The sequence below is a fragment of the Gordonia sp. UBA7599 genome, assembly GCA_002477755.1.
GTDB lineage: Bacteria > Actinomycetota > Actinomycetes > Mycobacteriales > Mycobacteriaceae > Gordonia.
This window is the reverse complement of sequence record DLKD01000153.1, coordinates 1-5,967: the sequence shown is the minus strand read 5'-3', so window position 1 is coordinate 5,967 and position 5,967 is coordinate 1. Positions and strand designations below refer to the sequence as shown.

General features: G+C 67.7%; 7 protein-coding genes and 2 pseudogenes. 1 reads left to right on the top strand and 8 read right to left on the bottom strand.

From position 1 onward, the window contains the following. From B4L26_RS17795 to hrcA, 4 genes and pseudogenes are all read right to left on the bottom strand, one after another. Nucleotides 1-314 (bottom strand): annotated as a pseudogene (locus tag B4L26_RS17795) (alpha/beta hydrolase); the annotation flags it as partial. Then, nucleotides 311-1,078, bottom strand: coding sequence for a 16S rRNA (uracil(1498)-N(3))-methyltransferase (locus tag B4L26_RS17790; protein WP_290721046.1), 768 nt, complete (start codon nucleotides 1,076-1,078; stop codon nucleotides 311-313). The pseudogene B4L26_RS17795 and the gene B4L26_RS17790, both read right to left, overlap by 4 nt. Nucleotides 1,079-1,097: 19 nt before the next feature. After that, nucleotides 1,098-2,234 (bottom strand): molecular chaperone DnaJ, encoded by a 1,137-nt coding sequence (dnaJ, locus tag B4L26_RS17785; RefSeq protein WP_290721043.1) that lies wholly within the window; start codon nucleotides 2,232-2,234, stop codon nucleotides 1,098-1,100. 65 nt (nucleotides 2,235-2,299) lie between these two features. Then, nucleotides 2,300-3,334 carry a heat-inducible transcriptional repressor HrcA gene (gene hrcA / locus B4L26_RS17780; RefSeq protein WP_290721040.1) on the bottom strand — a complete coding sequence of 345 codons (1,035 nt, stop codon included), beginning with the start codon at nucleotides 3,332-3,334 and terminating at the stop codon, nucleotides 2,300-2,302. A gap of 109 nt (nucleotides 3,335-3,443) precedes the next feature. On the opposite strand from hrcA, the pseudogene B4L26_RS17775 reads away from it, so the two are divergent. Beyond that, nucleotides 3,444-3,803: pseudogene (locus B4L26_RS17775) on the top strand (type II toxin-antitoxin system VapB family antitoxin); the annotation flags it as partial. Between the two features lie 84 nt (nucleotides 3,804-3,887). Here the strand turns inward: B4L26_RS17775 and B4L26_RS17770 are convergent. The 4 genes from B4L26_RS17770 to hemW form a co-directional block, all read right to left on the bottom strand. Beyond that, on the bottom strand, nucleotides 3,888-4,073 hold the full coding sequence (locus B4L26_RS17770; protein WP_290721039.1) for a hypothetical protein: 186 nt from the start codon (nucleotides 4,071-4,073) through the stop codon (nucleotides 3,888-3,890). Nucleotides 4,074-4,172: 99 nt separating this feature from the next. Next, nucleotides 4,173-4,361 carry a hypothetical protein gene (locus tag B4L26_RS17765; RefSeq protein ID WP_290721037.1) on the bottom strand — a complete coding sequence of 63 codons (189 nt, stop codon included), beginning with the start codon at nucleotides 4,359-4,361 and terminating at the stop codon, nucleotides 4,173-4,175. Between the two features lie 158 nt (nucleotides 4,362-4,519). Beyond that, the gene (locus B4L26_RS17760) at nucleotides 4,520-4,699 is read right to left on the bottom strand and encodes a hypothetical protein (RefSeq protein WP_290721035.1); all 180 of its coding nucleotides are present in this window, start codon (nucleotides 4,697-4,699) and stop codon (nucleotides 4,520-4,522) included. A 193-nt stretch (nucleotides 4,700-4,892) separates the two neighbouring features. Next, nucleotides 4,893-5,967, bottom strand: a 1,075-nt coding sequence (gene hemW, locus B4L26_RS17755; protein ID WP_290721032.1) for a radical SAM family heme chaperone HemW, incomplete at its 5' end; no start/stop codon positions are given.

The window sequence follows — 5,967 nt, the reverse complement described above, 5'->3', positions numbered from 1 at the left end:
CCGGCCAGGTCGGCGGGCAGCGCCGCTGGCACCACGTCGTCGAGGGCGCGGAGTGCGGCAATCGAATCGCCGCCGGTGCCCGGCCAACCGCCACCGGCCTCCTCGACGCGGCGGTACTCGATGTTCCACACCGCCGCACCGCGCTGCGCCAGCAGCCGGGCGATCGCCGTTTCGATGGTCAAGGCGAAGCGCGTGGAGAAGAACCCGCCGTGGATGAGGACGACCAACGGAACCCGCTCGCCCGCGGTGACCGGCTCGTAAAGGTGCCCGAATTGCGACTCGGCGTCGCCGTAGGCGATCCGGTGCCGCTTCAGGGCCGGCCCCGATCGCGCTCCCACCGGTTGGTGAGGACCCCGAGTGCTCCCAGTGCGACAGCGGCCGCGGTCGACGTGCGCAGCACCTGCGGCCCCAGAACCACGGTGTGGGCGCCCAGGGCGGCGAGATCGGTGAGTTCTTCCTCCGACAGCCCGCCCTCGGGTCCGACGACCAGCAACACGTGCGGTGCCACTGCGTATGGCAGGCTCCGGAAGGATTCGCTCCCACTTTCATGCAGAGCAAGCACCACACCGCCCTCATCGACGACGGCGGCGCAGTGCGCGCGCACATCGGTCGTCGATGCCAGATCCGTGACCTCGGGAATCCACGCCCGACGGCTCTGCTTGGCTGCCGTTGCCGCCGTCGCGCGCCACTTGTCCACTCCCTTGGCCGCCTTCGATCCCGTCCAACGCGCCACGGTGCGGGAACTCTGCCACGGCACGATTACGTCGGCGCCTGCCTCGGTCGCCAGCTCGACGACGAGCTCGGACCGCTCAGACTTGGGTAGCGCCTGCACGACGGTGACCAGCGGTTTCGGTCGATCGACGAATCGGTACTCCAGCGCGCGGGCAGTCAGCGCGTCCTTGCCCCTGGTCGCAGTGACCTCGCAGAGCGCCGACGCTCCGCGGCCGTCGCCGAGAGCGATGTGCTCCCCCACGCCGATCCGGGTGACGGTGACGGCGTGGCGCCCCTCCGGGCCGGACAGTTCGGCCACCGAGCCCGCGCCCGGCGCCTCGTCGACCCAGAACAGCGGGGGGCTCATCGTGTGTCCGCCCGCCGTCTCAGCGTCCGGCAAACGCGTTGCGCAGGCGCGAGAACAACCCGCTGCTGGTTCCGGTGGAGGTCGCCGACGCCAACTCGATGGTGTCGCCGGAATGATCGCGGTAGGAGTTGAGCAGCTCCACGGCTCGCGGGTCCAGTTTGGTCGGCACGCTCACCTCCAAGTGGGCGTGCAGGTTGCCGCGCACGCCGCTGTTGACGCGCGGCATGCCGTGGCCGCGGATGGTCACGATCTGACCCGGCTGGGTGCCCGCGGGCACAGTGATGTCGATGCTCTCACCGTCGAGGATGCCGTCGATCGTCAGCGCACCACCGAGCGCGGCATCGGCGAACGGCACGTTGACGGTCACGTGGAGGTCTTCTTTGTCGCGGACGAAGACCTCGTGGCGTTGCTCCCGGATCTCCACGTAGAGATCGCCGGCCGCACCGCCGCCGGGACCGACTTCGCCCTGCCCGGACAACCGCACCCGCATGCCCGTCTCGACGCCTGCCGGGATCTTGACGGTGACGGTGCGCCGTGTGCGCACGCGTCCGTCGCCACCGCACTTGTGACACGGATCGGGGATGACCTCACCGGTCCCGCCGCAGGTCGGGCACGGCCGGACGGTCATGACCTGACCGAGGAATGAGCGTTGCACGGCCTGGATCTCACCGGCCCCGTGGCAGGTGTCGCAGGCCACCGGCTTGGAGTTGCCGTTGGTGCCCGCACCGACACATCCGTCGCACAGGATCGCGGTGTCGACCGTGATCTCCTTGTTGACCCCAGAGGCGCATTCGGCCAGGTCGAGGGTCACGTGGACCAGCGCCGGCTCCCCCGGCTGGACGCGGCTGCGGGGCCCGCGCCCACCGCCGCCGAAGGTGCCGCCGCCGAAGAACTGCTCGAAGATGTCACCGAGTCCGCCGCCGCCGAAGCCGCCGGACCCGGGACCGGCCAGCGGGTCGCCACCGGCGTCGACGATGCGTCGCTTGTTGGGGTCGCTGAGCACCTCGTAGGCGGTGGTGACCTCCTTGAACCGGTCCTCTTCATCGGGGTTCAGATCCGGGTGGAGCTCACGCGCCAGTCGGCGGTATGCGCGCTTGATCTCCTGGTCGTCCGCCCCCCGGCTCACGCCCAGGATGCCGTAGTAATCACGTGCCACTTGCTGCTTCTATCCTCAATCGATTTCTGGTACCGGCGGCGCCGACGCTCTCCTGGTCAGGGGGCTCAGCGCTCAGCCAGAACCTCTCCAACGTACTTGGCCACCGCGGCCACCGACGCGATGGTGTTCGGGTAGTCCATCCTCGTGGGGCCGAGGACGCCGACACTGCCGAAAACGGTTCCGCTGGCACCGTACGCGGTCGAGACCACCGATGCACCCCGCAGATTGTCCGACTTCGTCTCGTGACCGATCTGCACGGTGACGCCGCCGGTGCGCCGCGTCCGTGTCAACAGCTTGAGCACCACGACTTGTTCCTCGAGTGCTTCCAGCACCGAGTCCATGCCCCCGCTGTCGGGGGAGAAATCGGCCGCGGCCCTGGCCAGGTTCGAGGTACCGCCGAGCACGAGCCGGTCGGCCTCACGCTCCACAAGCGTCTCCACCAGTACCGCGGCAATGGCGAGGACGATGTCGGAGATGGTGTCGGGAGCGGCATTGGCGACGTCGGCGACGGCCGCTGACGCGTCGACGAGCCGCTTCCCGTCGAGGGCCCCGGCGAAGATGTCGCGCAGCGTCACCACGTCGTCGTCGGAGACGTCGCGGCTCAGCGCGACCATGCGTTGTTCGACGCGGCCACTGTCGGTGATCACGACGAGCAGCAGTCGCGACGGTGTCAGCGCCACCAACTCGACGTGGCGCACTGTCGCCGTCGACAGCACCGGGTACTGGATGACCGCGACCTGGCGGGTCAGCTCGGCGAGGAGTCGGACCGATCGCCGCAGCACGTCGTCGAGATCGACGCTGGAATCGAGGACCGACATGATCGCGCGGCGCTCGGCCTTCGACAGCGGCTTGACCTCGCTGATCCGATCGACGAAAAGGCGATATCCCTTGTCGGTGGGGACTCGTCCGGAACTCGTGTGGGGCTGGGCGATGTATCCCTCGGCCTCCAGCACGGCCATATCGTTGCGGACCGTGGCACTGGAAACGCCGAGTTGGTGGCGCTCGACGAGGGCCTTCGAGCCGATCGGCTCCTGGGTGGCAACGTAGTCGGTGACGATGGCGCGCAGGACGTCAAAGCGGCGGTCGTCCGTCGACGTCACTTCGCGTCCTCCTCCGAGCCGTTTGTCCTCGCGCAGGCACCTCGCACGTGCACTATGGTCTGCGTACGACGCCCATTCTAGGCGTAACTTCCAGGCGATCGGTGGGGCGATGATCTTCAAGGCGGTGCGTGACGGGAAGCCCTATCCCGAGCACCGGCTTTCGCCCCGCAGTTGGGCTACGATCCCGCCCCGGCAGTTCCGGCTCGACCAGCTCACGACGGTGACGACGGTTCTGGCGCTGGACAAGCTCCTATCGGAGGACTCCACTTTCTACGGGGATCTGTTCTCCCACGTCGTGAAGTGGAAGGGCGAGATCTACCTGGAGGACGGCCTGCACCGGGCCGTGCGCAGCGCCCTGCGGAACCGGCCGATCATCCATGCCCGACTTCTCGACCTCGACGCGGTCGACCTCACGCCCGGCGCACCATCGATCGATCAGCAGGTGGCCGAGGCCGATAGTCGGCCCGCCGCGGCGCGCCACCGCGCCCCCTGACCGCACAGACCACGAAACCCGCCGACACCATTGGCCGACGGGTTCCGTGGGTGTACGCGATTAGGTGATCGGGCACCAGTTGATTACCGCCGAGCCCGGCGTCGGAATCGGAATGCAGATGACGATCGAGCCCTTGGCGAGCTGCGGGTTCGATTCCGTTGCTGCGATCGCCGTCGGGGCTGCGACGGCGCTGATTGCGAGGGCGCAACCCGCGGCAGCAACAAGAGCAGAGATTCCACGCTTCATGATTTCCTCCTGAGTGAATGCCGGGATTGTTGATCTTGCATCCATCAGGGTAGGCGCGCGCGGATCATTGAGGCGCGAAAAGACGCGCCGGGCGTGTCATCAAGCGCAGAGCTTGAGGTTCACCCCGAGAACGGTGATGTCGAAGATGCAGTAGTTGAGCGAGCCCACCGTGGTAGCCGGAGGCGTGGCGGCCGGCTCGGGGGCGGCGATTGCCGCGGGGGCGGCGAGGGCACTGACGGCCAACGCACCACCGGCCAGAGCGACTGCTACTGAGTGCCGAAGCTTCATGATTCCTCCTCATTGGATTGCCGATCTGCAACCAATTCCGAGGGTACCGGAGCCAGACAGACACCAGCGGCTGGCGCGGTCGCCGTGTCGGCGAAGTGCGAATCGCACAGCCGACGGCGAACCGGGCCAGCCGCTCAGTCAGGTGCCGGGTCTGTCCTCTAGAAGCAGAACTTGAAGTCGGCCGAAAGGACCGACATGTCGAACAGACAGATGTTCATGGAGCCCTCGGTGAGGACCGGAGTCGGCTCGGGTGCCGCGCTAGCTGCGGGGGCGGCGGCTGCGCCGATGGCCAATGCGCCGGCAACGACAGCAAATCCGACGGAAAGTCGACGTTTCATGATTCCTCCTGTGAATTCCCTCACACGATTGGTGAAGCTGCTTCAACCTAACGCGCAGATTTGCCCGAATCCGCATTGGAGACCGACCCGCAGTGAACCTGTTACCGCTCGCGACGGTCCTGTTATCGAAGTGACACCATTTGACAGGAGTTACGACAGTTATCAGGAGTGACAGATACCCCCGGTCGATAAATCAGCCGGAGAGGATGTCCCGGACCACACCGTCGGCGAGGAGCCGCCCCCGGTCGGTGAGCACGAACGATCCGCCGACGGCGTCGAGCAGCCCTGACCGCACAGCCTGCTGAGCTCGGCTGCGCTCGCCGTCGTTGAGTTCGACCTCGGACAGTCCCGTACGCATCCGCAGCCGCAACATGACGGTTTCGGCGTGCCGGTCTTGTTCGGTCAGCCCCTCCCAGTCCTGGCCGGGCCAGTTCCCCTCGGCCAACTCTGCGGCGTACCTCGCGGGGTGCTTGCGGTTCCACCAACGCGCGCCGGCGACGTGGGAGTGCGCCCCCGGCCCGATCCCCCACCAGTCGTCGCTGCGCCAATACGCCTCGTTGTGCCGGCATGCGCCGTCGTCGCCGCGTGCCCAGTTCGACACCTCGTACCACTGCAGACCCGCTGCCGACAGCCGCTCGTCAATGCGCTCGTAGCGCGCCGCCAAGACGTCGTCGTCGGGCTCGGCCAACTCCCCGCGGCGCACTTTGCGGGCGAACGCGGTGCCATCCTCGACGATGAGTGCGTACGCCGAGACGTGGTCGACCGGTGCGGCGAGTACCGCGTCGAGCGTGGCGTCGAGATCGGCGTCGGACTCGCCCGGGGTGCCGTAGATGACGTCGAGGTTCACATGGTCGAAGCCGGCCTCGGCCGCCTCCCGGGCTGCAGCCGCCGCTCGCCCCGGCGTGTGTGTGCGCTCCAGGACTGCCAGTACGTGCGCCGAGGCCGACTGCATTCCCAGCGACACCCGCGTGTACCCGGCCTCACGGATACGCGCGAAGAACTGCGGGGAGGTCGACTCGGGGTTCGACTCGGTGGTGACCTCGGCATTCGGCAGCAGGTCAAAGGAAGTGCCTACAGCGTCGAGGAGCGCGGCTAGCCCATCCCCACCGAGCAGTGACGGGGTTCCGCCACCGACGAACACCGTCGACACCGGCCGTCCACCCAAGAGCGAGGCCGCACCGTCGAGCTCCTGGCGCACCGCCTCCAACCACGACTGAGGCGACGACGATGAGCCCAGTTCACCGGCGGTGTAGGTGTTGAAGTCGCAG